The 26225-nt window shown below is 39.9% G+C and carries 24 protein-coding genes; 12 read left to right on the top strand and 12 right to left on the bottom strand.

All coding sequences use genetic code 11. The features are described from left to right. Nucleotides 1-120: 120 nt before the first annotated feature. From G0029_RS05775 to arsH, 6 genes are all read left to right on the top strand, one after another. Nucleotides 121-822 (top strand): SIMPL domain-containing protein, encoded by a 702-nt coding sequence (locus G0029_RS05775; protein WP_180093489.1) that lies wholly within the window; start codon nt 121-123, stop codon nt 820-822. A 187-nt stretch (nt 823-1009) separates the two neighbouring features. Continuing rightward, nucleotides 1010-3205: a TonB-dependent receptor family protein gene (locus G0029_RS05770; RefSeq protein WP_180110048.1), complete on the top strand. Its 2196-nt coding sequence runs from the start codon at nt 1010-1012 to the stop codon at nt 3203-3205. A gap of 113 nt (nt 3206-3318) precedes the next feature. Beyond that, entirely contained in the window at nt 3319-3648 is a 330-nt protein-coding gene (locus tag G0029_RS05765; RefSeq protein ID WP_078191857.1) for a metalloregulator ArsR/SmtB family transcription factor, read from the top strand. Further along, nucleotides 3645-4118 carry an arsenate reductase ArsC gene (locus tag G0029_RS05760; RefSeq protein ID WP_078191858.1) on the top strand — a complete coding sequence of 158 codons (474 nt, stop codon included), beginning with the start codon at nt 3645-3647 and terminating at the stop codon, nt 4116-4118. Before G0029_RS05765 ends, G0029_RS05760 begins: the two co-directional genes overlap by 4 nt. Continuing rightward, nucleotides 4118-5158 carry an ACR3 family arsenite efflux transporter gene (arsB, locus tag G0029_RS05755; protein WP_180107532.1) on the top strand — a complete coding sequence of 347 codons (1041 nt, stop codon included), beginning with the start codon at nt 4118-4120 and terminating at the stop codon, nt 5156-5158. The genes G0029_RS05760 and arsB overlap by 1 nt, the downstream gene beginning before the upstream one ends. Before the next feature lies 1 nt (nt 5159). Further along, a complete protein-coding gene (gene arsH / locus G0029_RS05750; RefSeq protein WP_078191860.1) occupies nt 5160-5864 on the top strand; it encodes an arsenical resistance protein ArsH in 705 nt (234 codons plus the stop codon). On the opposite strand, the gene G0029_RS05745 is transcribed toward arsH, so the two are convergent. From G0029_RS05745 to G0029_RS05730, 4 genes are all read right to left on the bottom strand, one after another. Continuing rightward, a complete protein-coding gene (locus tag G0029_RS05745; RefSeq protein ID WP_180107533.1) occupies nt 5763-6440 on the bottom strand; it encodes a GNAT family N-acetyltransferase in 678 nt (225 codons plus the stop codon). The genes arsH and G0029_RS05745 overlap by 102 nt on opposite strands. Nucleotides 6441-6531: 91 nt before the next feature. Then, nucleotides 6532-7665, bottom strand: a complete 1134-nt coding sequence (proB, locus tag G0029_RS05740) for a glutamate 5-kinase (RefSeq protein ID WP_180004924.1) — start codon at nt 7663-7665, stop codon at nt 6532-6534. 40 nt (nt 7666-7705) lie between these two features. After that, nucleotides 7706-8920, bottom strand: coding sequence for an Obg family GTPase CgtA (cgtA, locus tag G0029_RS05735; RefSeq protein WP_180022810.1), 1215 nt, complete (start codon nt 8918-8920; stop codon nt 7706-7708). A 213-nt stretch (nt 8921-9133) separates the two neighbouring features. After that, a complete protein-coding gene (locus G0029_RS05730; protein ID WP_078191873.1) occupies nt 9134-9508 on the bottom strand; it encodes a winged helix-turn-helix transcriptional regulator in 375 nt (124 codons plus the stop codon). Nucleotides 9509-9623: 115 nt separating this feature from the next. Between G0029_RS05730 and G0029_RS05725 the strand changes: the two genes are divergently transcribed. Further along, the gene (locus G0029_RS05725; protein WP_180107534.1) at nt 9624-10478 is read left to right on the top strand and encodes an SDR family oxidoreductase; all 855 of its coding nucleotides are present in this window, start codon (nt 9624-9626) and stop codon (nt 10476-10478) included. Nucleotides 10479-10541: 63 nt separating this feature from the next. Here the strand turns inward: G0029_RS05725 and G0029_RS05720 are convergent, their stop codons facing one another. The 7 genes from G0029_RS05720 to uvrB form a co-directional block, all read right to left on the bottom strand. Next, entirely contained in the window at nt 10542-11222 is a 681-nt protein-coding gene (locus tag G0029_RS05720; RefSeq protein ID WP_180084155.1) for a hypothetical protein, read from the bottom strand. 3 nt (nt 11223-11225) lie between these two features. Next, entirely contained in the window at nt 11226-11927 is a 702-nt protein-coding gene (locus G0029_RS05715; protein WP_143221649.1) for an MFS transporter, read from the bottom strand. Nucleotides 11928-12235: 308 nt separating this feature from the next. Next, entirely contained in the window at nt 12236-13693 is a 1458-nt protein-coding gene (locus tag G0029_RS05710) for a glyceraldehyde-3-phosphate dehydrogenase (protein WP_111885541.1), read from the bottom strand. Between the two features lie 712 nt (nt 13694-14405). Next, entirely contained in the window at nt 14406-16082 is a 1677-nt protein-coding gene (locus G0029_RS05705; RefSeq protein ID WP_180110049.1) for a hypothetical protein, read from the bottom strand. A gap of 218 nt (nt 16083-16300) precedes the next feature. Beyond that, nucleotides 16301-17233, bottom strand: a complete 933-nt coding sequence (rarD, locus tag G0029_RS05700) for an EamA family transporter RarD (protein WP_078191878.1) — start codon at nt 17231-17233, stop codon at nt 16301-16303. A 134-nt stretch (nt 17234-17367) separates the two neighbouring features. Beyond that, complete coding sequence (locus G0029_RS05695; protein WP_180060292.1) at nt 17368-17958, bottom strand: lipocalin family protein; 591 nt, start codon at nt 17956-17958, stop codon at nt 17368-17370. A gap of 155 nt (nt 17959-18113) precedes the next feature. Beyond that, entirely contained in the window at nt 18114-20135 is a 2022-nt protein-coding gene (uvrB, locus tag G0029_RS05690; protein ID WP_143221641.1) for an excinuclease ABC subunit UvrB, read from the bottom strand. 294 nt (nt 20136-20429) lie between these two features. Here uvrB and G0029_RS05685 point away from each other — a divergent pair, with 294 nt between their 5' ends. Together G0029_RS05685 and G0029_RS05680 are read left to right on the top strand one after the other, a co-directional pair. After that, nucleotides 20430-21218, top strand: a complete 789-nt coding sequence (locus G0029_RS05685; protein WP_180108283.1) for a hypothetical protein — start codon at nt 20430-20432, stop codon at nt 21216-21218. A gap of 196 nt (nt 21219-21414) precedes the next feature. Further along, a complete protein-coding gene (locus G0029_RS05680) occupies nt 21415-22872 on the top strand; it encodes a sensor domain-containing diguanylate cyclase (RefSeq protein ID WP_180108295.1) in 1458 nt (485 codons plus the stop codon). A 60-nt stretch (nt 22873-22932) separates the two neighbouring features. Here G0029_RS05680 and G0029_RS05675 read toward each other — a convergent pair whose 3' ends face one another. Next, nucleotides 22933-23112 (bottom strand): hypothetical protein, encoded by a 180-nt coding sequence (locus tag G0029_RS05675; RefSeq protein ID WP_078190224.1) that lies wholly within the window; start codon nt 23110-23112, stop codon nt 22933-22935. Nucleotides 23113-23556: 444 nt separating this feature from the next. On the opposite strand from G0029_RS05675, the gene G0029_RS05670 reads away from it, so the two are divergent. From G0029_RS05670 to G0029_RS18430, 3 genes are all read left to right on the top strand, one after another. Next, nucleotides 23557-24615 (top strand): OmpW/AlkL family protein, encoded by a 1059-nt coding sequence (locus G0029_RS05670; protein ID WP_180108284.1) that lies wholly within the window; start codon nt 23557-23559, stop codon nt 24613-24615. Nucleotides 24616-24859: 244 nt separating this feature from the next. Then, entirely contained in the window at nt 24860-26071 is a 1212-nt protein-coding gene (locus G0029_RS05665) for an MFS transporter (protein ID WP_180023436.1), read from the top strand. Beyond that, on the top strand, nt 26064-26198 hold the full coding sequence (locus G0029_RS18430; RefSeq protein WP_257221407.1) for a hypothetical protein: 135 nt from the start codon (nt 26064-26066) through the stop codon (nt 26196-26198). Before G0029_RS05665 ends, G0029_RS18430 begins: the two co-directional genes overlap by 8 nt. Nucleotides 26199-26225: the final 27 nt, after the last annotated feature.

Raw genomic sequence — 26225 nt, 5'->3', positions numbered from 1 at the left:
TTATTTTTCTTGAAAGATTTACAATCCCACCACAGATTTTCCTTTAATCCATCACAATCCCCTTTTAAGATAACAGCATAAGCTAAATTAATCATTCTGAAAGAAGAATAGGTCATAACAATGCGTAAAATTATCTTATCCACTGTTTTATTAGCATCCGGTCTAGGTTTGGCAGCAGCAACTCAAGCAGCTGACCCACTCAATTACAACATCGTGAATATTCAGGCGGATGCTACTCGCCAAGTGTCGAACGACCAAATGTATGCCGTTTTATATATTGAAAAATCAAATAAACAGCCGGCTGAACTTGCTACCCAAATCAACCAATTGATGACCCAAGCGGTGAACACAGCCCGTAAATACCCTGCGGTAAAAATCGAAACGGGATCTCAAAGCACCTACCCGATTTATGACAATGACAGTCGTAAATTGAAAGAATGGCGTGGTCGTGCCGAAGTGCGTTTAGAAAGTACAGACTTTAAAGCAGCTAGCCAATTGGTGAGCGAGTTACAACAAAATTTCCAAACTCAATCCATCAGCTTTAGTGTGTCAGATGCACAGCGTAAAAAAGTTGAAAATGAACTGATGGTTGAAGTATCCAAAAACTTTCAACAACGTGCCCAAGCGCTCGCTCAGGCATGGAATAAATCAGGCTACAACTTAGTTAATATTAATTTAAATACCAGCAATTATGGTGGTCAGCCAGTTCCGCGTATGGCGATGATGAAAGCTGCAAGTGCCGATGCTATTCCTGAACAAGAAATGGCAGGTGGTGAATCTAAAATCACGGTCAGTGCAAATGGCTCTATCCAGTTCAAATAATTAAATTCATTTTAAAAAACCGTGCTTTAGTGCGGTTTTTTTGACTATAAATTACACCTATTCTTTATTTAAATTAAAAAGTCTATTAGCTTAATCATATTCATAGTTTTAAATGATAATCATCCTTATTTAAATTTATCACACTCAAGATTATGATACGCGCACTCTCTCCATTGCTCACACTTTTATGTATAGTTCAAGCAAAAAATCTCCAAAGCTTCAAAACTTCCCTTTATTACCGCTGAGTATTGCCGTAGGTATAAGCATGGTTGCCACTATGGCTTCTGCTGCTGAAAATACAGATACCGCGCAAGCTAATGTTTTACCGACCATCACCATTGAAACTCAAGGTAACTGGCTGGAAAACGCCAATGAAAAAAAGGTGCAAAAGCATGCCGGTGCGCGGACCATTATTGACCGTAAACGCTTAAACGAAAGCGCAGCAACATCTCTTAAAAATGCGTTACGCCAAGTTCCTGGTGTTCAGGTTCAAGAAAATAATGGTACTGGCGGTAGCGATGTTTCATTAAATATTGGCGTTCGTGGATTAACTTCTCGCCTCTCTCCACGTTCAACTGTGTTGATCGATGGCATACCAATGTCATTTGCACCGTATGGCCAACCACAGCTTTCGATGGCGCCTGTCTCTTTAGGAAATATAGAATCTGTTGATGTAGTCCGTGGTGCAGGTTCTGTCCGTTTTGGGCCACAAAATGTCGGCGGTATTATCAACTTTGCCACACGTAGCATTCCTGAAGACTTTAAAGGTACCATGGCATTAAACTCTGAATATGCGACAGGTACAGATCAGGTAAAATTAAGTCCTAGTCTGTTTGTTGGTGGAACATTAGATAATGGTTTAGGTCTTGCCTTGCTTTATTCAGGCACTAAAGGCAACGGTTATCGTGAAGCAAACAATAAAAATGACATTGATGATGTCATGTTAAAAACCGCTTATGACATCACTGATCAGGATAAAATCGCATTAAATTTCCATCACTACGATGGTACAGGTGAAATGCCTGAAGGTTTAAGTGCTGCTGAATTCGAAGCAAATCCGTATCAAACGTCGCATTATCGTGACTTTTTCACTGGCCGTCGTTCAGATGTATCCTTACGTTATACACATAAAGATGACACGAATAACTTTGAACTTTTAAGTTATTACATCGATTCATTCCGTACCAGCAACCTTGAATCCACATTAACCAATGGTAATCATCGCTTAGATACCTCACCGCGTGATTATAAAGTCTTTGCCATTGAGCCACGTTATTCTCGTAGCTATAGCTTAGGTAGCACGCTGAATGAAGTGACTGTAGGCTACCGTTATATGGATGAAGAAAGCACCGAGTTCGCAGGCCGTACTGAATACGCTGCAGATGCTGAACCCGGTCAGTTTATTGCACGTACACGTAGTGCGGGTGGCACCAAAGCACACGCAGCTTATATCGATAACCGTATAGAATTGGGTAAATGGAATATTACACCCGGCGTTCGTTTTGAATCGATTGATACGCAAAACAGTTTTAGTGCCTATAAAAATGGCGTATTACAAAATACTGTTCATCCATCGATCCAATCAGATGAATTTTTACCAAGTTTAGCTGTCCTATATAAAGCAACAGACCATTGGAATTTCTTTGCTAATGCAGGTGTTTCTTTTGGTCCACAGCAATATAACCAATTAGCAACAACGCAAGGCACTACAGCGGTCACCACCTTAGATGGCTTACATCCTGAAAAGTCTAATAACTATGAAATTGGTACAAAATATTTAGGCAATGGTTTGAGTGCTGAATTGACTGCGTTTTATCTAGATTTTGACAAAGAACTGATTTTAGAACGTGATGCTGCAAACAATGGCATTTGGACTGACCTCGGTGCTACAAGTCATAAAGGGATTGAAACCGGTTTTAGCTATGACTTTGGACATTTAGCTGACAATCTCGAAGGCTTAAAAGCCTATGGTAATTACACCTTTACCAAAGCGGTTGCTGAAGCAGGTAACTTTAAGGGTAAAGATTTGCCCTTCTATTCACAAAATGTCGCAAACTTTGGCTTAGGCTATAAATATGATGCTTGGTCAATCAATGCCGACATGTATGCACAATCTAAACAACGTGCCCCCGGCAACCAAGATTCTGGCATCTACCAAACTGAAGAAACGGCAAATGGTAAACTGGGCGATATTCCAGGCTATTCAACTTTCGCTGTACGTACAGGCTATGACTTTAGCGGTTCGCTGCAAGGGGTTAAAGTTGCCGCTGGCATCAAGAATGTATTTGATAAACAGTATTTCACCCGTTCATCAGATACAACCGGTGGTAAATATATTGGTCAGCCACGTACTTTCTTTTTACAAACTTCATTCGACTTTTAAACTGATCTAAATATAAAAATCCCACCAAGTGTGGGATTTTTATTGAACAATACATATGGACATCCATATGTTCACATGTAAAGATATATGCAAATCCATATATACAGATAAACATGGAACAGACTGAATTTTTCAAATTACTTGCAGATGAGACTCGTCTGAACATCATCATGCTGTTGGCTTGTAAAGGTGAACTCTGCGTCTGCGAACTCACTGAGTCCCTTGAATTGAGCCAACCTAAAATTTCGCGTCATTTGGCATTACTGCGTTCATCAGGTGTGCTGAGTGATCAACGTAAAGGTCAATGGGTCTATTACTCCATTCACCCTGCACTGCCTACTTGGTGTACACAAATACTCGATGTCATGCGTCACCAAGAACGATTTAAAGACCTCGATTTAAACTCCCCGAAAGGCACTACCACATTGTGTGAAACGCTATGAATTTTTTATTTCTATGTACTGGCAATAGCTGCCGCAGCATTTTATCCGAAGTACTTTTTAACCAGCGTGCCCCTGAAGGTTTCCGTGCTTATAGCGCAGGCAGTAAACCTTCAGGACAAGTCCACCCATTTACCTTAAAAACCCTACATAACCTCAATCTACCGACTGAGGGCTTGTCGAGTAAAACCATCACAGCATGTGAACAATACCAACCCGATGTGGTAATTACTGTCTGTGGTTCTGCAGCTCAAGAAGCTTGCCCAATTTACTTAGGCTCTGCCATCAAAGCACACTGGGGTTTAGAAGACCCTTCCCATTTAGAGCTTGCAGATGACGTAAAACTTGCAGCTTTTCTTGATACCGTGGCGCATATTAACCGCCGTTTAGATGCTTTATTTGCACTCGATTTTAAGCAATTAAGTCGTGAAGAGCTTAACAAAGAAATCCAAAAAATTTCAGAGATTCAATAATGGCTGCTGCAAAACTGTCATTTCTAGACCGCAATCTAACGCTATGGATTTTTATCGCAATGGGACTAGGGATTGCGATTGGCGTGTATGCTCCAAGTGCTTCAAGAGCTTTAAATCAACTCAATATCGGTGATGTCAATATTGCGATTGCCATTGGTTTAATCCTGATGATGTATCCACCTTTGGCTAAAGTGGATTACAAAGCGCTGCCTGAAGTGTTTAAAGATAAACGTACCTTATACCTATCACTGGTTCAAAATTGGTTAATTGCGCCTTGCCTGATGTTTATTTTGGCTATCGTGTTTTTACAACACTACCCTGAATACATGACCGGTTTGATTCTGATTGGTTTAGCACGTTGTATTGCAATGGTTCTGGTTTGGAATGATCTCGCTTGTGGGGATAACCAATACGTTGCAGCTTTAGTGGCATTTAACAGTATTTTTCAAATTGCATTTTTTAGTACCTACGCATGGTTCTTTTTGAGTTTTTTACCGCCTTATTTTGGTATAGAAGCACAAGTGATCCAAGTCAGCTTTTGGACCATCACACATGCAGTATTGGTGTATCTAGGCATTCCCTTCCTGCTCGGTTTCCTAACGCGTGCCATATTGGTAAAACAAAAAGGTCTGGCTTGGTATAAAAATCAATTTATACCCAAAATCAGCCCCATCAGTTTAATCGCATTACTCTTTACTATTGTGGTGATGTTTAGCCTCAAAGGTGCAGATGTCGTGAGCCTTCCGATGGATGTACTGCGTATTGCCATTCCCCTCACAATCTACTTTGTGGTGATGTTTTTCATTAGCTTTTTGATGAGCAAATGGATGGGCAATAACTACGCCAAAACCACTGCCATATCCTTTACCGCAGCAGGTAATAATTTTGAACTTGCCCTCGCTGTTGCCATCGCGACCTTTGGCATTGCATCTCCGATTGCATTTACCACGATTATTGGCCCATTGGTTGAAGTCCCTGTGCTTATTGCATTAGTGAGTGTATCGCTATGGTTAAAACGCAAATGGTATAAAGAGAACTAAAATGAAGCTCCCCAATATTCAACTAGATTTACTTGAAACACCGCGTTTTGAACAAGTTCAAGCTAAAGCACTTGAACATCCGCCACGCATTCTGCTGCTATATGGCTCTAACCGTGAACGCTCATTTAGCCGCCTAACGGTATTGGAGGCGGGTCGAATCCTTGAACATTTTGGTGCAGAAGTTAAAATCTTTCATCCTAAAGGTCTTCCTCTGCCTGAAGATGCTGAAACATCCCATCCTAAAGTTCAGGAATTACATGAATTACTTGCATGGTCTGAAGGCATGGTTTGGTGTTCGCCAGAACGACATGGTGCGATGAGCTCTATATTGAAAGCACAAATTGATTGGATTCCTTTAGCTGCAGGTGCCATTCGTGCTACTCAAGGTAAAACGCTGGCGTTAATGCAAGTCAGTGGTGGTTCGCAATCTTTTAATGCTGTTAACCAAATGCGCATCCTTGGGCGTTGGATGCGGATGATCACGATTCCAAATCAATCTTCCGTTGCGAAAGCATTTTTAGAGTTTGATGAAAATGATCGCATGAAACCTTCCTCCTATTACACTCGCATTGTCGATGTGATGGAGGAATTATATAAATTTACCCTACTCACACGTGGTCAATCTGCCTACCTCACAGATCGCTATTCTGAACGAGTTGAAAGTGCGGAAGAACTCTCTAAACGAGTTAATCAAAAGAACCTTTAATGAAAAACTCCTGCATCTGTGCAGGAGTTTTGGTCTAAAATATCCATCCGTTTCAACTTCAACTAATAATTTATAAAATAATGTCGTTGAATCTATTGTACCTGTATGGCTCAATGCAAATTGCGGAATGATCCCAGCTTTTATAAAGTTAAATTTTTCATATAGCTTTTCAGAGACATCGCCTGTACGCGTATCAAATACAAGTAATTTCAAGTTCAAATGTTTTGCTTGATCTTCTGCAAGTGTGAATAGTTGATGAGCAATGCCTTTTTGACGTGCCTTTGGATGCACCATAAGTTTTTCAATCTCAGTACGACGCAGCGCATTGGCTTTGGTGGCACGAACCAATTGTACTGTGCCCACAACTTCACCGCTTTGCAGCGCCACCCACAAAAAGGTTTTATGCTTTTGAATATCCTTTGCCACAGCAGACCAATATTCATCATAGTGCGACTTAGATTCTTCTGCTAAAAAATCCAGTGATGCACCATCTTGCACACATTGTGCCAATAATTCACACAGTTGAGCCTGCTCATCTTTTAGATCTTGAATGTTTAAATATTGAATTTCGCTCATCTTCTTTTCCTCTTATTTCTATTTTTATCGTTATATTCAAATGGCATGCCATAAAAAATCCCGCTCGGAAGCAGGATTTTGATCTTTCAATTTAGTAAATCGACATATGATTGCGATGGATCATTTCAAGTGATCGGGCTTCCCCTAAAACTTGATGAACTTTATCTGAGGCCAAACCTTTGACGATTTCTGCCGAACGTGAACTGAAGTTTACACGACCGACGGCAACACGATGACCTTGTGTATCGACACATTCCACCACATCACCACGTTCGAAATGCCCTTCAACCGCTTTCACACCGACAGGTAATAAACTGCGGTGATTATCACGAATGGCTTTGACTGCGCCATCATCAATTACTAAGCGACCAGCTGTTTGTAAATGTGCAGCTAACCATTGTTGATGGGCTGTGACACGGTCATTGTCGGTAATAAATAATGTACCAAGTAATTCACCGGCCATCACGCGTGACAGCACATTATCACTATCACCGCTCGCAATGACTGTTGGGCAACCGGACTTGGCTGCCAAACGTGCCGCACGAACTTTGGTCAACATACCACCACGACCGAATTTACCGCCGCCGCCAGCCATATCGAATAATGATTCATCCATTGCACGTACTGTATGGAACAGTTTGGCATCTGGATTGGAACGAGGGTCTGAGTCAAACATGCCTTCTTGGTCAGTTAAAATCACCAATAAGTCTGCATGTACCTGACCCGCCACCATAGCTGCCAAAGTATCGTTATCACCAAAGCGGATTTCGTCAGTCGACACTGTGTCATTTTCATTGATCACAGGAATCACACGCCAATCAATCAAATGCTGCAAGGCATCACAAGAGTTTAAATAACGACGACGGTCAGCCAAATCGTCATGGGTTAATAAAACTTGTGCTGTGCGAATCGAACGTTGTTCTAAAACGCTTGACCAAGTATGTATTAAACCCATTTGTCCAATGGCTGCGCAAGCCTGAAGACTGGGTAGATCTGTGGGTCGGCTGTCCAGATTCATTCGAACCATACCTTCAGCCACAGCACCGGAAGACACAAGAATGATCTCGTGCCCTGCATTGTGTAGTTCTGCAATTTGTCCCGCCCAATGCGAGATTGCATCCAGATCTAACCCTTTTCCGTTTGCTGTGAGTAGTGATGATCCGATTTTAACAACGATACGTTTACAACCCTTGAGCTGACGTTGCCCATCTACCACTTCTATCATCTTGTCCTCAGACTTGTTTGCTTTGACACTTATTCAGCAATTAACGTACGTAGTACGATTCTGCCTCATCATCACCGTCTTCAAATTCATCATCAAAGTCTTCACCTTGACCTGCCAGACGTTGTTGACGACGCATTTCACGATATGCTTCTTTCGCAGCAAGCGTTTGCTCACGTGTTTCAGCTTCAAGCTGATCACGGAACGCTTTAACTTCTGCAGCATATTCAGGATCTTCAGTTTCACGTTCGCGCTGTTCTTCAATTTGATCCATCAGGTAATACACAACGTCTTTAGTACCTTCAAACGTTAAACCTGAAGTTTTGAATACAGGGCCTTTCCACTGTAACTCTTCGAGAATGTGATCACACCATTCATCACGCGTTTCAGCCGCCAATTGGTCTACTTTATTGAGTACCAATACAACAGGTAATTTTGAAAGTGTTGGGGAGAATTTTTTCAACTCTTCCAAAATTGCTTTTGCATTATACGCAGGGTCAGAACCATCAATCGGTTGAACATCTACGATGTGCAATAAAATACGCGTACGAGCCAAGTGTTTCAGGAATCGAATACCTAGACCTGCACCTTCTGCAGCCCCTTCGATTAGACCCGGAATATCCGCCATTACAAATGAACGGTGACTATCGGCATCAACCACACCTAGATTTGGCACCATAGTGGTAAATGGATAATCTGCAACTTTTGGTTTTGCTGCTGAAACTGCACGGATAAAGGTTGATTTACCCGCATTTGGCATACCCAACAAACCAACGTCTGCGAGTACTTTTAATTCAAGACGAATTTCACGAAATTCGCCTTTTGAGCCGTGTGTACATTTACGTGGAGAACGGTTGGTTGAAGATTTGAAGTGAGTATTACCCAAACCACCTTCACCACCTGCTGCCACTAACACACGCTGACCGTCAGCCACTAAGTCGCCGATGATATCGCCAGATTCTGTATCTACAATTGTTGTGCCCACTGGAACGAGCAATACGGTATCTTCACCGCCACGGCCTGAGCAGTTCGCTCCACGACCATTTTTAGCACGTTCTGCACGGAATTTACGTGTATAACGATAATCTACTAGGGTACTTGTGTCGTTGTCGGCTTGAACGTATACGTTACCGCCACGACCACCATCACCACCATCTGGACCACCAAATGGTACGAATTTTTCACGGCGAAAACTGGCTACGCCATTGCCACCGTCGCCAGCCTCTACGGTAATGACTGCTTCATCAACAAAGCGCATATTTGCCAATCCTCTAAAAACTTTAAAACCGCTTATTCTGCCATATTTTAAAGAATTTCTCGAACAATATTATTCAGCAATACTATAAATTTCATTTATCTTGGTACTGATGCAAATTTTTAGGAAAATCCGCACCTCACTCGAAAATCTTTAGCTCATCATCAAAATACCTTTGATAAATGGCAAACGAATTTCACTCCCCATTTCCGAAAGCTATTTACGTGCATTTTCCTTGGCTTCAATAATTTCAGGCAAGGTTCGTTCAACCCAACCAATCAGATGCATTAACTTTTCTGCAGCCTGTGAGCCCATTAAAGTCAGTTGATATTCAACTTTGGGTGGCACGACTGGATAGACTGTCCGTAGGATAAAACCATCTTGCTCGAGCATTTTCAGCGTTTGAGCCAGCATCTTTTCGCTCACCCCTTCGATCCGCTGCTTAAGTTCACTAAAACGGTGTACCCCTTCAGTCAAACAACGCAAAACTAATACTGACCATTTATTGGTGAGATGTTCCAATATTTCTCGAGAAGGACAGTCCGTGGATAAAACTTGACCTAATAACTTACTTGTAGCGTATGTGTTCATTAAATCTTTCCTCAAAGTCACTAACTTACTTTTTGGTACGTACTTACATTTAGTAAGTTAACAGATTAAGATTCAACCATCAAGATCATTTATTCAACAATCAGAGGGTTTAAATATGAAAATCGCAATTACAGGTGCAACAGGTCAACTAGGCCAATTGGTCCTTCAATTCTTATTGAAAGAAACCGCGGCCGAAAACATCATCGCTTTAGTTCGCTCACCAGAAAAAGCAACGTCCCTACAAGCTCAAGGCATCGAGCTTCGTCATTTTGACTATGATCAACCAGACACACTGGTTCCTGCACTACAAGGTGTCGATAAATTATTACTCATTTCTGCCAATGAAATTGGTCGTCGTACTCCACAACACAAAGCCGTAATTGATGCTGCTGTAGAAGCAAAAGTTCCATATCTTGCTTATACCAGCCTGTTACGTGCAGATACGTCACCATTGGGTTTATCTCAAGAGCATCGTGAAACAGAAAGCCTGATTCAAGCTAGTGGTTTAACCTATACCTTCTTACGAAATAACTGGTATGTCGAAAACTATCTTGCTGCTGCAGGACATGTGGTGGAAACAGGTACCTTATTTGGTGCAGCAAAGGATGGGAAAATTAATGCAGCGACCCGTGCTGACTATGCTGAAGCAGCTGCAAAAGTACTTACAAGCTCTGGTCATGAGAATAAAACCTATGAACTTGCAAGCTCAGACAGTTTCACCTTGGCACAGCTTGCTGAAACCCTACAGCAAGTTTCAGGTCAAAATGTTCACTATCAAAATCTAACTGCAGAAGACTACACGCAAGGTTTATTACAAGCTGGCTTACCTGCTGGTCTTGTAGATGTGATCGTCGATGCTGATATCAACAGCATTGACGGTGCAATGCAAAGTGATCGTAAGGACTTGGAACACTTACTCGGTCATCCAACCACTTCTCTACGTAGTGCTGTTGAAGCTGCTTTAAAATAAGATCAAACCAACAAAAAAGCCCGAATTGATTCGGGCTTTATTTGATTTGAATCTGAATCTGAGTTATGGATGTACATTTTTTATCGGCAAATCCATATTCATATCTAAATTTGCCTTGGTATTACGCTCTGCGTTGTACATCGTGGCATTAAAGGTTGCGATTTTTCGCATGGTCATCGGGTCATTGAGTTTTAGCTGTGGTGCAAACTGATGTACCACATGCAAATCGACTTTTTCATTAAACTCAAAATACACAGGACCATTAAAATTAATTCGAATAGGAATGTTATAGGTTCGTTTTAAGTGAAATGGGACATCCAGTTTTATTGGTATATCCATTTTTAACGGAAACTTCGGCACAAGTTTATTTTTAATCACCAAATCTGTGGTCGCCTCAAGTGGCATCGTCTGGTTAATTTGAATATTGGTGGAATAATCAATATCCACAGAGATGGGAACCTCTACACTAAACTGCAAATCTGCCAGATATTTTCCCTTCAAGGGTAGTTGCAGCTTCCGATCTAAAGCAATCTGCGTATCCAACGTCCCAATAGACTGCGTTTGCAAATAATTACCAACGGAAATTTTGGTGGGTAGTGAATGCGACAATTGAATATCAGCATTTTTTGCACGTACTTGCATCGACGCATAAATATTTAAATACAACCAAAATAGTACCGCAACCAATAACGCAACTGCGATAAAACTCAAAATGATGCGCTTCGCCGATTGAAATATCCACATGGCTTACTCCTGAGCTTTCGCTTCAGTTTTGGCATGCTCTCTGTTGAGTCGCATTGTTTTTAGTGGAATTACTAATTCACCCTTTTTAATTTGAACCGGCAACGTATTTTGCACATCCACTGTCGCTTTTAATGCCGTTTTAATTGGAACATTTAAATTACCTTCAATAGGAATGTTGGTTTTTAAATTTGCATTCAGTGGAATATGTAGGTTTTCTTTCAGCACGGTTTTGACTGGCGCATCAAATTTTAAATGTACTTTTTGCTCCAAAGGCACATTCATATTTACTGGAATATCCAATTGTATCGGGATATCACCTTTGAGCGGCAAAGTCACATCCTGCCCCATGACTTTAACTTTCACTTTGGTATTCACAGGAAGGTTTTGATTCACTTTCAAAGTTTCACGCACTGGAATCGTGGTCTTAATCGGGACTTGATTATCAAAATACACCCGTGGCGTCAGCGTTTGAGTTAAGGGAATATTTAAATTTTCATGTATCGGAATTTCAGCATTCACCCTCCCTGTCACGTCCACATCCAAGGCATCATGAATTTTGACTTCGGCTTGTAACGGCTCTTGCAGGTCAATATTGACGTTCTGATTTTCTAGCGGGATATAAATATTAAAGTGCTTAAACACCCAAATGGCGATAAGTACACCACAGAGCGCAGCAAACACAATAAATGCCAATCCACTGAGCATGTGCTTTGCTTGCAAACTAAATTCCTTTTGCTTTTTATTTTTTACAATCTCATTTTGAACACATTATACAAACCAGTTTGCAATTTTTTGTATTTAATTCTTTAATAATTTCATTAACTTAAAACCTGAATATTTTAGTCAGCTTTTCATTATAAATGACTCACACTCATCTAACAGTGGCAGAAAAAACAAGAACTTTTGATACTTTTGATCAATCCATTCGTCATCTATGCCTTAAGTTTTTAACCCATACTCTTTAGATAAAAAAAGAGCCTCAAATGAGGCCCTTTTTTTACAGCATGAACTAATTAAGCATTAGTTTCAGCAGGAACTTTTGGATAGCTTACGCCGCCCATTTGCTCAGCAATACGCAATACTTGGCAGCTATAACCCACTTCGTTATCGTACCAAACATAAGCAGTTAAACGGTTACCAGAAGCGATTGTCGCTTGAGCGTCAAACACACCAGCAGTACGTGAACCGATAAAGTCAGACGATACAACTTCAGTTGAGTTTGTATAACCGATTTGACCTTGAAGGTTAGAGTTGATTGAAATTTGGCGAATGTATTCATTCACTTCTTCACGGTCAACATCTTGACCCAAAGTAAGGTTCAAAATTGCAAGAGATACGTTTGGAGTAGGTACACGTACTGAGTTACCAGTCAATTTACCTTGAAGAGCAGGAAGTGCTTTAGCAACAGCTTTAGCAGCACCAGTTTCAGTGATTACCATGTTTAAAGTAGCAGCACGACCACGACGGTCAGCTTTATGGTAGTTGTCGATCAAGTTTTGGTCGTTTGTGAACGAGTGAACTGTTTCAACGTGACCATTAATCACTGTGTACTTGTCATTTAACACTTTAAGTGTTGGTGTAATCGCGTTTGTTGTACAGCTTGCAGCAGAGATGATTGTATCTTCATCAAGGATGTCAGCTTGGTTCACACCGTATACAACGTTCTTCATATCACCTTTACCAGGTGCAGTTAGAATGACACGTGCAGCGCCAGCGCATTTAAGGTGCTGTGCAAGACCTTCAGAATCACGCCATTTACCTGTGTTGTCGATTACAAGCGCATTGTTAATACCGTAAGCAGTGTAATCAACTTCAGATGGGTTAGACGCATAGATCACTTTGATGAAGTTACCGTTAGCAATGATTGCTTCGTTTTCTTCATCAACAGAAATCGTACCTGCGAATGGACCATGAATAGAGTCACGACGTAACAAAGACGCACGTTTTTCTAAGTCACCGTCAGATGATTTACGAACAACGATTGCTTTAAGGTTAAGACCACGGCCTAAACCAGATTGGCTGATCATCAAACGTGCAAGGATACGACCAATACGACCGAAACCGTAAAGTACAACATCACGGTTTTCAACGTTAGTTGCATTGCCTTCAAGTGATTTCACAGCGTCAGCAACGAATGCGTCAACATCACCGCCTTTTTCTTTGAACTCAACAGCAAGTTTGCCAAGATCAATTTCAGCAGTACCGATGTTTTCGATTTTTGCCAAAGCTTCAAGAATTGGGAAAGTGTTCACAACTGAAAGTTCAACGTCAAGTACGCGAGTACGACGATGCGCTTTAAGAATTTGGATAACCGAACGGTTAATTAAAGAACGACCGTATACTGTAGCTACGATGTTTTTTTCACGATATAACTGACCCACTAGGGCAATCATACGTTCCGCGATTTCTTCACGGTTTTTCCAGCGACCTTGGTGCTCTGCATGTAGGGCAACGATAGTGTCTTTGCTCACAGATACGTCCTCTAATTAATTGTAAATCTAAGCATAAATTTCAAAACCCCACAATTGTAATGGAAAACTGAAAATTAATGAATCTAAAAGCAGATTTCGACAAGGTTATTTTGTTATATATTCACTATCAATTTTCAAAATAATCATGATTAGTATTATGATTTTATAGCCGAAAGTTGAAAAACAGGCTTTTTAGCAGATTTTTGTCACAAAATTTCAAATGTAGTTTTATCAACCAGATCTCAGCAGATTTAGCTCAAAGATGAACGAATATTTATATTTTTCAAATTGTGCTGTTTTTTTATTTTGCTCAATTTATAGTATTTTTACTGATGCTAAGCTCGTAATAATAATTTCACATTTTTAAATGATTTTTAAGAATATTCGACGGAGTCTTACACCTGAGGTTTGAATAAAGGGTTTAGCCTTCAGCTGGAGGTACTCTTACGAAACGTTGTTTCTCATTTGGCAAAATGAGAAGCGAAGCTTCGCAAGGAAACCATCTTGCGGAGCAATGCTCCTCACCGCAAAACTCCTTCACTACCGTCAATTTATTCAAAGTATCGCAAAAACATTTTTTATTAGAAGTAACCTTGTCTTAGACAATTGCGGATAACATTACCGCGTATCGTTCTTTTATTTGAATCAAATTACACCTCTAATGTTACTGCCTAACATTAGTTTTAAAGTCAGATCAATATTTAAAATTCTGTTAATTTTTCAGATTCTCAGCAAAATTTTCCAAATTAAAATCAAAGAAATTTACACTCAGCTCTAATATTTTCGGTAGTGCATTTAAACCATTCTCTCCAGCACTAATCGCAAAATATCTCCGATCACTAAAAGACTGCACCTTTAAGGCATTTTCACATGGCTCAAAATCGAGATTGACGAGCTGTAGCGCATGTTCCTTCAGCAGCATTAAAACCTGCATATAAGTCTGTCGCTTTTTTTGCTGCTGCGCTTTTAAAGTATCGGCTTCAAGGCTTTCATACTCCCCTGTTTTCGTCATGCGTTTGGAAAATCCAACATGCGCGCCATGGGCACCCGTATTTTCTACAATTACGTCTTTAGCAAAGATCTTCTGTTGATCCTCGTTCGGCTGCAAGAGCGCTTTCAACGCCGTATGAATTTGTTGTGACTGCTGATGATGTAACTCCCAATCATCTTCGTTTTGAACATGAAAAATGTGCGTACGCCGTTTCAACAAAAGCACCTGCCAAGCCTGTAGTTGAAGTCGCAGTCGCTTCAACTCCAAACTTGCCTCAAACTTAGGGCAACTACTCAAGACGTTTAGACTCGTGATGAGCTTCTGAGATATTTGCATGCTATGGAAAAAGACAAAATCATGCTGTATCTGCTCACTCAGTTGATATTGAACAGTCTGATGTAAGGGCTTCAAGATCAATGCATCGAACTGCTGCTCAAAAGCAGGTAAAACCGTCGCTAATTGAGTAGCATCCTCTACATGCAGCATTAAAAGTAGATGCTTATCTACCCGTGTATGTAGTTGCTGCATTAAATTTTGTAGATCTAAATGTATAAAACCTGCAATGGATGCCAACTTTGAGACTCGAAATTTTAATTGTTCGATCTGCTGATTCTCTAAAGCAGTAGTTAAATCTATGGCCACCCCATCAAAAACGTCGTCTGCTAAGGCCTCATTATGCTTTGTCGATAAAAACCGAGTTGCTGAATACTGCGTCGTCCAATCTAAATCAGGCGACAAAATATAAATAAACTCAGATGTTTGTACGATTTGTAAATATCGCGTTTTTTGTTCACGCTTTAAATAATATTTAAAAATCGGATGTTGCCAAACCTCAGATGATTTCGGGATAGAAGCATCAAAAACTTGCCCTAACATATGTGACTTTAAGAAAATTTCGATCAAGAAAATTTTTACTTGCAGAGCAGTGAGTTGACGTGCATCACTCGGCGCAATCAAATCCATTTCACGAATGATTTGTGCGGCATTTAAAATGAAATGCTGATGTAATACATTTTTTTCATACTGTAATTCAAAATCTTCTTCTGCATCTATTTTATTGATATAGGATAGGTTTTCTTCTAATTTTTGCGCAACTTGAATACTCATTGTCAATGTTCGAAGTTCTTCAAGCTGTGTTGCCAAATACTGTGCATGCTCACGCATGACATCATATTTTAGTACTTTCATCAGCATGCCCAAATTCATCGGTACATCGCTTTGATACGACTGTGATGAAGACTCCCAACGAATACCTTTTTGCAATAACACCTGCTGTATCTGTGCTAAATTGGATTGATCAAGATCAGTGCACACTTCAGACACGATACTCTGCCAATGCTGATCCAGCACGGGTTGTAGCTGTAAAAGTTTTGCGCTTAGATGAAATGGGACAACCACTGACTGCTTCCTGTATCTTGGTTCTTTAATCAATCTTTTATCGATTTCAGTTTATTTTTATCTAAAATAAATATTTTTGTACACCATCATTCAATGCTGTTCTTCCTAAACAATAAATTGAATCATGGCGTGTTTTAGTTTTCTAAGTTTAAGATTTTATTAAAAAACAGCAAGCATTAATTGTAAACTGATCAATTTATCGTACCAATATTTTCAGTCTAAGAATCGATTCGATCATTTAACGCTTTTACATTTTTTGCTAGCGCACGTTCATTTTGCTTTTGTTTAAACAGATGCAAGACACCTTCTATCACCAATAACAATACCGCACCCCAAATTGGAATATAGGTCAGCCATTCTTCGGCTTCTACTCGCTCCCCCAATGCGATGGATGCAAAAGCTAACAACACGGGTTCTAAATAACTCAACAAACCAAAAATCACAAATGGCAAATAACGACTCGCCAACATATAGCTACCTAAGCCAAGCGCACTCAGAAAACCCAGTCCTAAAACCGCCAAAATCAGATACGGGAATAACGACATCAGCGCTAAACTATCGCTATGAATAAATCCTAAATAAAAGGCTACAGGCAAAATTAAGCAAAGATCCCACCAAAAACCACCCAAATGATCGGTTTTAAAGGTACGACGTAAAAAGAAATAAATCGGATAAGCCACAGCGACATAGACAGTTTCCCACGCGATACTGCCAATACGCCAAATTTCGTGGCCGACCCCTAAAATTGCCAATGCCACGGCAGCCATCTGCCATTTAGACAGCTTTTCTTTATATAGTACACATCCAACCAGAACCATCACTAAGGGCAATAGAAAATACCCTAAAGATACTTCTAGCCCTCGGCCATTAATTGGTCCCCACAAAAACAACCAAAGCTGTGTAGTACATAAAAATGAACTAATGATTAACCAAATGAGAAAGATCGGTTGCTTGACCACACGCCAAAAAATTTCACTGACTTTGTTTAAATCTTTCATCCACCACATAAATAAGGTTAAAAATGGCAAGGTCGCCAACATGCGCCATGCAAAAGTTTGCTCGCTATCTAGAGGTTTTAAAAAGATGGTAAAGAAATACAAAATACCGAAAGTGACCGATGCCAATACAGACAATGCAACGCCTTTATACATCTTTCACTCCAGTCCAAATGACTACATAATCTTGATATTTTGCTTGATGAATCAAGCTTTTCATCTGGACATTCTAGCAAATAAAAAACCATGCACAGGCATGGTTTTTTAGCATTTGTTCAAATATTTAGGTTTTATGGTTTTACTGTTTGCTTGGTATGAATAATATCTGATAAGTCATAACCGACAGATTGAGCATAATTTAGATATTCCTGAATCACTTCCTGATCTGGATGAGCCGAACGAGAAAGAACCCACATATATTTACGACGTGGCTCACCCACCAAAACTGTTTGATAGTCTTCATCGGCTTTGAGTACCCAATAATCACCACGCCCCACAGGCAACCAACGAATGGCTTCTGGTAAGAAACTAACTTTTAATTTCGTGTTAAACGGTGCATTTTGTACAAATGCCTCGCCTATTGATTGCTTCTTGGTACCATCTTTAGATACACAGCGATTATTTACATTAATGTTGCCATTTTCATTTAGCGTGTAAACCGCAATCACATCACGGTCACAGCTTTTTTGAAAAACCATAGGCTTACGAGCTACTTCATACCACATACCTAAATAACGATCGAGCTCGACTTTTTCCACAGTCTGTAACGGTTTCGTCTGTGCATAGGCCATTGTGGCTGCACCCAAACCAATTAACACTGCTGCACCAAGTGCAATTTTTGCGAGTTTAAAACCAGCTTTCGGAAGATTCGTTGTTGTCATTTTTATGCCTCATTTCGATGCAAAACATTCGATGAAAATTAAGTAATTCTTTCTCTCGTGTTTTTACTCTAGCGGAAAAAATTGCTCTAAAAATCATTTTCTTGTCTGAATTATGTATGTCATTCAAACAATATTCCGCATCTTGTCTAACAAAATTATGAAATCATCTGTGCTTTTAAACGCAAGATTTCATCGCGTAATCGAGCGGCTTGTTCAAACTGTAAATCCTTAGACGCTTTTAGCATTTCTTTTTCCAACTTATTCATATGTTTTGCCAGAAGTTTTGGATCCGACATCAAATGACGTTCATCTGCAGTTAATGCCTTGGCCTGATCTGAAATTTTTTCATCAATTTCATCATCTGTCAGCAGTTCACCAGTATCAATATCATTAACGTTTTGGCGTACAGCACTACGTGGCGTAATGCCATGTTCAAGGTTAAATGCAATCTGTAAATTACGACGACGATCCGTTTCATCAATGGCTTTTTGCATGGAGTCAGTCATACGATCTGCATATAAAATCGCTTTACCGTTTAAGTTACGCGCTGCACGACCAATGGTTTGAATCAAAGAACGCTCAGAACGCAAGAAGCCCTCTTTATCAGCATCTAAGATGGCGACTAAAGACACCTCTGGCATATCTAAGCCTTCACGCAGTAAGTTAATCCCGACAATTGCATCGTATACACCTGAACGCAATTCATGAATAATTTTAGTTCGTTCAACAGTGTCAATATCAGAATGTAAATAAGCGACCTTAATACCATATTCTTTCAAATATGAAGTTAAATCTTCTGCCATACGTTTGGTTAATGTCGTAACCAATACACGCTCATTTAAGTTTTTTCGATTATTAATTTCTGACAATACATCATCCACTTGCGTTAACACTGGACGAATTTCAATTTCAGGATCAACCAAACCTGTGGGTCGAACCACTTGCTCAACGACTTGTTCAGACTTTTCCATTTCATAATGTGCAGGCGTTGCACTGACATAAATGGTCGAAGGAATAATCCGCTCCCATTCTTCAAATTTCATTGGGCGGTTATCAAGCGCACTTGGTAAACGAAAACCGTAATTGACCAAATTTTCTTTACGTGAACGGTCACCTTTATACATAGCCCCAATTTGCGGAACGGTAACGTGCGATTCATCAATGATTAATAAGGCATCATCAGGTACATAATCAAACAAAGTCGGAGGTGCTTCACCAGAAGGACGGCCAGACAAGTGGCGTGAATAGTTTTCAATACCGTTAGTATAGCCAAGCTGCTGCATCATCTCTAAATCATACCGTGTACGTTGTTCGATACGCTGTGCTTCGAGTAATTTATCATTTGCACGAAAGAATCCTAGTCGTTCTGCGAGTTCTTCACGAATCGTCCCAATTGCACGCTGTAAATTATCTTTAGGTGTTACATAATGGCTTTTTGGGTAAATCGTAATCCGTGGCACTTTACGGACCATTCTGCCCGTCAATGGATCAAACCATCGAACTGAATCAACTTCATCATCAAATAATTCTATTCGAATGGCATTTTGATCAGATTCAGCAGGAAAAATATCAATAATTTCACCACGAATACGGTATGTGCCCCGTAAAAATTCGAGTTCATTTCGGGTGTATTGCATTTCCACCAAACGACGGATGATATCATCACGGCTAATACGGTCTCCTTCCACGATATGCAGAAGCATACTCATATAAGCATTGGGATCACCCAGACCATAAATAGCTGAAACTGACGCTACGATAATTGCATCACGTCGCTCTAATAATGCCCGTGTTGCCGAAAGACGCATTTGGTCGATATGATCATTAATCGATGAATCTTTTTCAATAAAAGTATCTGAAGATGGAACATAGGCTTCGGGTTGATAATAGTCATAATAACTGACGAAGTATTCCACGGCATTATGCGGAAAGAAGGCTTTAAACTCGCCATAAAGCTGCGCAGCCAAAGTTTTATTATGCGCCATAATAATCGTTGGACGTTGCGTGCGTGCTATCACATTTGCCATGGTATAGGTTTTACCTGAACCTGTTACCCCTAAGAGCAACTGATCATGCATTCCTTTTTCAATCCCCTTCACCAATTTCTCAATCGCTTGAGGCTGATCACCTGCCGGCTGATATTGTGTTACCAGTTCAAAAGGCTGTTCCTGCATCACACTCTTCTTCAACAGTTTTATATGGCTTTATTATGAGGGCAAAGTTGAACAAAACAACGCTAAATTTATGTAAATACCAGAGGCGTATACAGACTGTAAAATTATAATTCAACATAAACCCATAGATTTTTTTCATGTTTGAAAAATAATTCGCCTGATTTCGCATGTTTTTCTTGAGGAAACTCTTGGCTCTAAAAAAACTCAAGAATAAAGCGTTCATTTATCCCTTATTGATACTTGACCTATATTAATTTCACCTGCAACATGAACAAAAGGACGCCACAGATCAAACTTATGACTTACCAATATCATGACGAAAGTATTGTTAAAAACCTACCCGAAGATACTATTTTTGTTTTTGGCAGCAATATGGCAGGTCAACATGCTGGCGGTGCAGCGCGTACTGCCCTAGAGCATTTTGGTGCGATGAATGGTATTGGTCGTGGATGGGCTGGTCAAAGTTTTGCTATTCCAACAATGAATGAGCATTTACAACAAATGCCATTGTCTCAGATTCAACATTATGTTGATGATTTTAAAATCTATACCAAGAATCATCCGAAGACCAAATATTTCATTACTTCGATTGGCTGTGGTGTCGCTGGCTATAAAGTTGAAGAAATTGCTCCCATGTTTAAGGGGATTTCCAGAAATGTTATTTTTCCAATTTCATTCCGTCCTTTCGTTGAAAAAGCTTTACCTAAACTTACTTCGAAACTTCTACATACAATTTTTCAAGACTCGGTAATTTTTGCACCTTCGGCAGATGAATTGGTTGATGTTCTGGCCTTAACAGATAATGAAAAAAGTCTTGCGAAAATTGTGCTGAATACCCAAATGTACCCGACAGATAGCAATGGTCGTGACCGTATTTTTGAAATTGAAGATATTTTGCATGCCCTGAATGGGAAAATATTCGAGTTTCAAAGCAACTCAGAAGGCCCAATGATGTTTGGCGGCGTCATTTTAGCCCTACTTGAACTGTACAATATTAATGAAAAAGATTTTATTGATGTTTGGAAAGCTGAACGTGAAATCGCTGCACCAAAGCCTGAAAATAAAGCTCGTAAAGCCAGCCGCTAAAGACTATTTTCACCACATTTCCCCCCAAAAAAGCCAAAGTCCACATTGGCTTTTTATCTAAGGTGGATTAATGACTTTTAGCGACTTAAGTCACATTAAAAACAAAGTTTATTTTACATATCACATTATTTTAATATCATTTTTTTCGTCTTATACTACTTGCTGACATTATCATAAAGAATGACGAGCACATAAAATAGACATGCTAGATTCTCCTTTTTTTGAGCTATCCCCCATTGCCATGTGGCTTGAAGATTACAGTGAAGTCAAAAAACAATTTGATCTCTGGCGTCAGCAAGGTGTGCAGGATCTCTCCACTTTTCTTCAACAAGATGAATCACGTATTCTGCAATGTGCGAGAAAAATAAAACTATTACAGGTCAACGCAAAAACGTTGGAACTTTATCAAGCACGTGACTTTGAACATTTATGTCAAAACCTTGATTTAGTTTTTCAGGCGGAGATGTGTCAAACACACATTAGAGAATTGGTTGCATTATGGAATGGTGAAACACATTTTTCCCATTCTGCCGTGAACTATACGCTCAGTGGACAACGCCTAGACATTCAACTCAAGGGCATCGTGCTACCGAGTCATGAGCAGGATTTATCTGCCGTCTTAATAACGACTGAAGATATCACCTCTTATACTGAAGCTTGCCGTTTACAAGAACAAAGTCGTCATTTAGCAGAAGCGCGTTTTCATTATTCTCCGACCTCACTTTGGGTCGAAGATTTTAGCCGGATTAAAATCAAATTAGATCAGCTACGCACTTTAGAAATCGAAGACTTTGTGACTTTTTTGGATGTTCATCCCGATTTTGTACAAGAGTGCATTAAAGAAATACTGATCGTTGACGTCAATCAAGCCACGCTTGATTTATTTGGTGCCCCGAACAAAGAAATATTGCTCAAAAATGTACATAAAGTGTTTGCCAAAGAAATGCTGCAAACCTTTAAAGAACAGTTGATTGAACTTTGGAATGGCAATCTACATCATCAACGTGAAGCCGTAAATTATGCACTTGATGGCAGTATTCGCCACGTATTATTGCAATTTACTGTATTTCCAGATTATCTCGATGACTGGAGCACTGTGCAGGTTGCGCTGACTGATATTACCGCACGTAAAAAGGCTGAAAATTATCTTGAATATTTAGGTAAGCATGACGTTCTGACCAAGCTCTATAACCGTTCATTTTATATCGCAGAACTCAATCGTCTCGAACGCAATCAATTACGTCCTGTTTCTTGTATTTTTATTGATTTGAATGGACTAAAAGAACTCAATGACAGTATTGGGCACGATGCTGGTGACAGTATCCTCAGACGTCTGGGCAACATTTTAAACCAGCTTATTCAGCATACGCCCTATTCTGCTTCGCGCATTGGCGGTGATGAATTTGTCATTCTATTACCGGGTGCAGATGATGCAGCGCTGCAAAACTGCTTACAAAGTTTGAATGAGTTGTTATTGGTCGATAACCAATTTTATTCTAATCAACCGATGAGTATCTCGATTGGCTGTGCCACCAATGGGCTGAATGAGCGGATGGACGATATGCTTAAACGTGCCGATTTGGACATGTATCGTCAGAAGAAAAAGTATTATCTCAATAAAGACCGCAGAATTCAGTCTGAAATACGCAATTAACATCAATCATTTGCAATAAAAAAGCCATGGTTTTAATCATGGCTTTTTTATTTAAATCTTTTAACGCTTACCCATCGAACGACGTGTACCGCGTGGTGGCATCCAAGTACGGTCAGCATAACGCTGAGGTTTTGGACGCATATCTTCAAAGATTTCATCCGAAGCATTATCTTCAGCTTTTTTAATCGGAAAAGGCAAATTGACTAAAGCCTTTTTCTTGGGAGGGTTTTGCGTACTCATACGAATAACTCAATTGAATCTGGCGCTATTGTACAAAAAAAAATGGTTTTGGTGTAAAAGGCTTTGAGTGATTAGACTCGATTGGCATATAAAGACTCAATGATCAGCTATGAATTTTATATCTATAGAGGACAACAGCACAAAAAAGTGCTTTGAATATGGTCGTTTTAAACTATTTTATTGACCCAATTCAACCAATACACTGTCACTTATGTCAATAAATATTGAATATTTACAAATAGATAGGACCATTTCAAAATTTCAAAAAAGTTAGATTTTTTTACACAAATACCTACTTAAAGCCCTCAAATAATACAAATCATCAAAAATGTTACAGGACTATTACGTTTATTCTTGTTTTCTATAACATTTTTTACGCACTAATTTTGAATAATGAGCACTTAGAAAAATTATTATCAATTTACGGACATGGAGTCCTTTCAAATGAAAAAAAGTGTATTGTGCATTGCTGCTTCAATGGCTGCCCTACCTATGCTCAGTCATGCAGACTCACCATATTTTAGTTTAAAAGATGGCGATGGCTTCAAACGTTTTTCTGTCTCTGTCGGTGCTCTACATGTTATGCCACAAGGTAAAGCACAACCATTCCGTGTAAATACTGCCATCAATGAAGGCTATGAGGCAGAAGTTGGTGATGTTAAAACACAAACAGTAAAAGACAATATTCGAGAAGGATATGACGTTCCATTTGCATTAGACGTTGCTTTGAGTGCTCTGACTACCGTTCCTGCTGCAATGAGTGGTAAAGCCACCATTTCAGGACTTGAACAATGGGACAATCCAGGGACCGGTCTTGAAGCAGACGATGTCACAACCCTTGGGATCATGACCAACTATTTCTTCACTGACAATGTATCATTAGAAATGAAAGCGGGTATTCCGCCAAAAGTTGATTTACAAGGCTCAGGAAAAATTTACGCACCATTTTCAGCCATTGCGAAACCACTAGGCGGCGCACTTGGAAATCTTGAACTGGAAAACGATATTTTCATTACCGACTTAGGCGCACATGGTGCAGCAGCTTCTGCACGTGCATGGACTCCTGCTGCAGAAATCCAATATCACTTTGGTAAAACTGGCGTTAATAAATTCCGTCCCTACGTGGGTCTAGGCGTGATGTATGCTTACTTCAATGAATTGGAAATGAATCCACAAATTGAGAAAGATTTGATTGCCGCAGGTCACATGATTGCCAACATTAAAGAAGGTAATGCAGGTGCTTCTTTAGAAGGAAAACCAAGTAAGGCAAATCCAAAAGTTGATTTAGAGGCAACTGATGCATTTGCTCCAGTTGCAACGGTTGGCTTCACCTATGACTTCAATGACAAATGGTTTGCTGTAGGTTCTGTCAGCTATGCACATCTACAAAATGAAACCACTATTACCGTTACAGATGCGACACACGGCGAACTGATCAAATCTAAAGCCGATATTGAAGTAAACCCAATCCTTGCGTATGCAGGTATCGGTATACGTTTCTAATAAATAACCTAAATATAAAAAAGACGACTACGGTCGTCTTTTTTATTGGCTTTTATATGGTCTTTTATTCTGAAATATCTTTTCAATCTCTTTTAAATACTTTTGAATTTTTGCTGTGTCAATTTCCTTTATTCATCCATAGTTACCTATAAAAAAAATTTATTGTTTGGTGAATTAAATTTAATCGCAACTCTGCGTTTATTCGAATACCATTGGGTTAAATTTAAAGAATGTAGACTGCTGTATGTCTGATACTCGTTTCTCAAAGCCCCTGATTTACATGCTCATTGGCAGTGCAATTATTTTGGCATTGTCTTTAGGGGTGCGTCATGCATTTGGCCTCTATCTCGTGCCGATGAGTGATGAATTTGGTTGGGGACATAACGTTTTTAGCCTTGCCATTGCCATGCAAAACTTAATTTGGGGTGCTGTGCAGCCAATTACTGGGGCTTTTGCAGATAAATATGGCAGTAAGATCGTGGTCGCAGTCGGTGGTGCATTATATGCCCTCGGGCTATTACTCATGGCCATCAGCTCTACCGGTTTACTTCTTAATTTAAGCGCAGGTTTAATCCTAGGTTTGGCTCTCTCGGCCACTTCATTTCCAGTATTACTCTCGGCCGTAGGACGTGCAGCGCATCCAGACAAACGTAGTTTAGCCATGGGTATTGCCAGTGCCGCAGGTTCTTTTGGTCAGTTCATTATGCTGCCCTCTACATTACTGCTACTGCAAAAATTTGGTTGGTCTTCGGCTTTGGTGGTCAGCGCCATTTTAATTGCGCTTATTATTCCTTTAGCTTGGATGTTAAAAGCACCAATGTATGTTGCACCAAATGCAACCAATACGCATGAAGCCTCTCTGACATTTAAACAAATTTTGCAATTGGCTTGGGAGCATAAACCCTTTTGGTTTTTAGCACTTGGTTTCTTTGTCTGTGGCTTCCAAGTGGTGTTTATTGGTATCCATCTGCCGGGTTATTTAATTGATCATGGCTTTAATGCCACTACAGGCACTATTTTCCTAGCGCTCGTTGGACTGTTTAATATTGTCGGCACCTACACAGCTGGTTGGCTCGGTGGCAAATATTCCAAACCAAAGCTGTTAATGGGACTTTATGGTTTACGTGGCATTGCCATTATTGCCTTTCTTTTGCTGCCTTTAAGTACATGGACAATCTATGCATTTGGCGTCATTATGGGTTTACTATGGCTTTCTACCGTACCGCTCACCAACGGTATAGTGGCCAATATGTTTGGCGTTAAATATCTCAGTATGCTGAGTGGTATCGTGTTCTTTACTCACCAAGTCGGTTCATTTTTTGGTGGCTGGTTGGGTGGTGTGAACCACGATATGACCGGTAACTATAATGCCATTTGGATTTTTTCGATTGTCCTGAGTATTTTTGGGGTATTGGTTCATTTCATGGTTAATGAGGAAAGTGTCATTCATGACTAATTCAACATTATGGTTCAGACTCAGTATTGCTATCAGTATTCTGGCCTTGTTGGCCTTATCCATCGGCTTATGGAGCCAAACACCTGAATTATTTGAATACTTTAACCAAGCGTTTTGTGCGCATTAAAGACGTATTGAAATCTTAATTCCGACC

The sequence above is a fragment of the Acinetobacter sp. YH12138 genome, assembly GCF_015218525.1.
In the GTDB taxonomy this organism is placed as follows: Bacteria; Pseudomonadota; Gammaproteobacteria; order Pseudomonadales; family Moraxellaceae; genus Acinetobacter; species Acinetobacter amyesii.
This window is presented reverse-complemented; position numbering and strand designations above follow the sequence as displayed.

Coding starts and splice junctions, on each gene's coding strand:
- G0029_RS05760 (WP_078191858.1), top strand. CDS start 3,645: ATGAATTTTTTATTTCTATGTACTGGCAATAGCTGCCGCAGCATTTTA.
- G0029_RS05675 (WP_078190224.1), bottom strand. CDS start 23,112: ATGAGTACGCAAAACCCTCCCAAGAAAAAGGCTTTAGTCAATTTGCCT.
- rarD (WP_078191878.1), bottom strand. CDS start 17,233: ATGTATAAAGGCGTTGCATTGTCTGTATTGGCATCGGTCACTTTCGGT.
- G0029_RS18430 (WP_257221407.1), top strand. CDS start 26,064: ATGACTAATTCAACATTATGGTTCAGACTCAGTATTGCTATCAGTATT.
- arsB (WP_180107532.1), top strand. CDS start 4,118: ATGGCTGCTGCAAAACTGTCATTTCTAGACCGCAATCTAACGCTATGG.
- G0029_RS05715 (WP_143221649.1), bottom strand. CDS start 11,927: ATGCTCAGTGGATTGGCATTTATTGTGTTTGCTGCGCTCTGTGGTGTA.
- G0029_RS05775 (WP_180093489.1), top strand. CDS start 121: ATGCGTAAAATTATCTTATCCACTGTTTTATTAGCATCCGGTCTAGGT.
- G0029_RS05670 (WP_180108284.1), top strand. CDS start 23,557: ATGAAAAAAAGTGTATTGTGCATTGCTGCTTCAATGGCTGCCCTACCT.
- G0029_RS05765 (WP_078191857.1), top strand. CDS start 3,319: ATGGAACAGACTGAATTTTTCAAATTACTTGCAGATGAGACTCGTCTG.
- proB (WP_180004924.1), bottom strand. CDS start 7,665: ATGATAGAAGTGGTAGATGGGCAACGTCAGCTCAAGGGTTGTAAACGT.
- G0029_RS05665 (WP_180023436.1), top strand. CDS start 24,860: ATGTCTGATACTCGTTTCTCAAAGCCCCTGATTTACATGCTCATTGGC.
- G0029_RS05695 (WP_180060292.1), bottom strand. CDS start 17,958: ATGACAACAACGAATCTTCCGAAAGCTGGTTTTAAACTCGCAAAAATT.
- G0029_RS05725 (WP_180107534.1), top strand. CDS start 9,624: ATGAAAATCGCAATTACAGGTGCAACAGGTCAACTAGGCCAATTGGTC.
- arsH (WP_078191860.1), top strand. CDS start 5,160: ATGAAGCTCCCCAATATTCAACTAGATTTACTTGAAACACCGCGTTTT.
- cgtA (WP_180022810.1), bottom strand. CDS start 8,920: ATGCGCTTTGTTGATGAAGCAGTCATTACCGTAGAGGCTGGCGACGGT.
- G0029_RS05745 (WP_180107533.1), bottom strand. CDS start 6,440: ATGAGCGAAATTCAATATTTAAACATTCAAGATCTAAAAGATGAGCAG.
- G0029_RS05770 (WP_180110048.1), top strand. CDS start 1,010: ATGTATAGTTCAAGCAAAAAATCTCCAAAGCTTCAAAACTTCCCTTTA.
- G0029_RS05730 (WP_078191873.1), bottom strand. CDS start 9,508: ATGAACACATACGCTACAAGTAAGTTATTAGGTCAAGTTTTATCCACG.
- G0029_RS05720 (WP_180084155.1), bottom strand. CDS start 11,222: ATGTGGATATTTCAATCGGCGAAGCGCATCATTTTGAGTTTTATCGCA.
- G0029_RS05685 (WP_180108283.1), top strand. CDS start 20,430: ATGACTTACCAATATCATGACGAAAGTATTGTTAAAAACCTACCCGAA.